Annotated in this window: 3 protein-coding genes; 1 reads left to right on the forward strand and 2 read right to left on the reverse strand. The window is 63.5% G+C overall.

Going from position 1 to position 2237, the window contains the following annotated elements; genetic code table 11:
* Positions 1–642, forward strand: a 642-nt coding sequence (locus tag HX846_RS34800) for a LysR family substrate-binding domain-containing protein (protein ID WP_178967211.1), incomplete at its 5' end; no start/stop codon positions are given.
* A gap of 141 nt (positions 643–783) precedes the next feature.
* Here HX846_RS34800 and dhaL read toward each other — a convergent pair.
* Both dhaL and HX846_RS34810 read right to left on the reverse strand, forming a co-directional pair.
* Positions 784–1428 carry a dihydroxyacetone kinase subunit DhaL gene (dhaL, locus tag HX846_RS34805; protein WP_178967212.1) on the reverse strand — a complete coding sequence of 215 codons (645 nt, stop codon included), beginning with the start codon at positions 1426–1428 and terminating at the stop codon, positions 784–786.
* 2 nt (positions 1429–1430) lie between these two features.
* Positions 1431–2237 (reverse strand): dihydroxyacetone kinase subunit DhaK (locus HX846_RS34810; protein WP_178967213.1); only part of this gene is annotated, 807 nt, incomplete at its 5' end.

Below are 2237 nucleotides of genomic sequence, written 5' to 3' on the forward strand. Positions count from 1 at the left end.
AATGCCCAGCGCGCCGGGCGTGGCGAGATCGGTCATATCGAACTGGGTTATGTGGCGTCGGCGGTGTATTCGGGGTTGTTGCAGCGCCAGGTGCAGTCGTTCTGCGCGGACTGCCCGGACGTGAGCCTCAGCGTGCGTGAGAGCCCCATGGCGGCGTTGCCGGGGCTGGTGGCGGAGGGGCGTTTCGACATTGGCTACATTCGTTCGCCGATGACCTTGCCTGATGGGGTCGAAGCGGTGCGGTTGAGCAGTGAGGGGTTTGTGCTGGCGTTGCCCCAGGATTCGTGGCTGCTGGGGTTGAAGGCAATCAGTTGCGAGCATCTGCAGAACGAGACGTTTATCTTGCCCGAGCAGATCAGCGGCACGCTGCACGTGGCGGCGCAGGGTGGTTATGCGCCGCGACTGGGGCCGCAGCCGGGTGGGTTGGTGGCGGTGATTGCGTTGGTGTCACTGGGGCAGGGCGTGGCGGTGGTGCCGGAGTCGGTGGTGGGGCATGTGAGCTTGCCGAATGTCGTGTACCGCAGCATTGAAGGCAGCGAGGCGTCGTCCTGGTTGTCGCTGATTTACCGGCGCTTTGAAAAGGCGCCGGCGGTGGCGCGGTATATAGAGCAGGTGAAGCAGGTAGCGAGGTTGAAGGTTTGATCGCGGCGGGTTAGGTGCTTCACGGGTTAAGTGTGTTGCTGCCTTCGCGAGCAAGCCCGCTCCCACATTCGACGGCATTCCAAAGATGGAACTCGGTCGAAGGTGGGAGCGGGCTTGCTCGCGAAGGGGTCATTTCAAGCACTACACCAACCGCGGTTCAACCGAATCCGCCAATCGCGTCAGTATCAAGCAGCACGATACCGCCCCGGCATCCAGCACGCCCAACGAGCGCTCGCCCAAGCGGCTGGCGCGGCCGATTTTTGCCACCAGGTCCCTGGTGGAATCCCGCCCCCGCGAAGCAGCACTTTTCATCGCCTCCAGCGCATCGCTGAATGACGCTCCTGACCCATGGGCCTGTTCAAACGCCTCCACCGCCGGAATCAAGGTGTCCATCAAACACTTGTCACCCACGCCGGCTTCGGTGATGTCCTGCAACGAGGTCAGCCCGCCCCGCAGCAAATGTGCAAAGGTCGCCGCGTCAATCTGTTCGCTGCCGCGCACCTCATCCGCCATGCCGATAAACAGGCTGCCATACAACGGCCCCATGGAGCCGCCGATGCCTTCCATCAGGCTCAGTGTCAACTCATCCAGGGCTTCGGCCAGGGTCAGCTGGCGGCCTTCAATCGTGCGCCCGCAATGGGCGAACCCCTTGGCCATGTTGATGCCGTGGTCGCCATCGCCAATGGCGCCGTCGACTTCGCTCAGGTATTCGCGGTTGGCAACGATCACGCTCACCAGGTCGGCGACGATGGCGCTGCCGTCGTGGGTGGAGAAATGCTGGCTCATGTTTATTCCGCCTGGGTCATGCCGATGGAACGGCAGGGTTGGTCGATCAGGGATTTCAGCTCGGCGTCCAGGCCCAGCAAGGTCAGGGTCACGCCCATCATTTCCAGGGAGGTGAAGTAGTTGCCCACGTAGCAGCGGTGAATCTTCAAGCCCCTGGCTTGCAGCTGACGTTCAACCTCGGCGTAGAAAATGTAAAGTTCCATCACCGGCGTCGCACCCAGGCCCGAGACCAGCACCACCACGCTGTCGTCCTGGCTGAAGTCGCGGTCGGCGAGGATCGGCGCGAGCATGCGGGCCGCCATGGCCTCGGCGGATTCGATCGGGATGACTTCAATGCCAGGCTCGCCGTGATGGCCGATGCCCAATTCCATCTGCCCGTCGGGAATCTGGAAGTTCGGCTTGCCCACCGCTGCGATGGTGCAGGGCGTGAGGCCGATGCCGATGGAGCGGCAGTTGTCGACTGCCTTCTGGGCAACACGAATCACCCCGTCCAGGTCGTAATGCTGGGCCGCGGCTGCACCGCCGACCTTCCACATGAAGATCTCCCCTGCCACGCCGCGACGCTTGGCGATGTCGGCCTTGGGCGCCGAGGCCACGTCGTCGTTGGCGACCACGGTGCGGATGCGCATGTCCTTGCTGGCGGCCATCTTCATCGCCAGCTTCACGTTCATGTTGTCGCCGGCATAGTTGCCGTACAGGCACGCCACGCCGGCGCCGTGGTCGGCGGCACGGAAGGCGTCGAAGAAGCTTTTGGCGGTGGGCGAGGAGAAGATTTCGCCGACGGCCACGGCGTCTACCAGGCCGGGGCC

The sequence above is a fragment of the Pseudomonas sp. K5002 genome (assembly GCF_013386655.1).
Lineage (GTDB): Bacteria > Pseudomonadota > Gammaproteobacteria > Pseudomonadales > Pseudomonadaceae > Aquipseudomonas.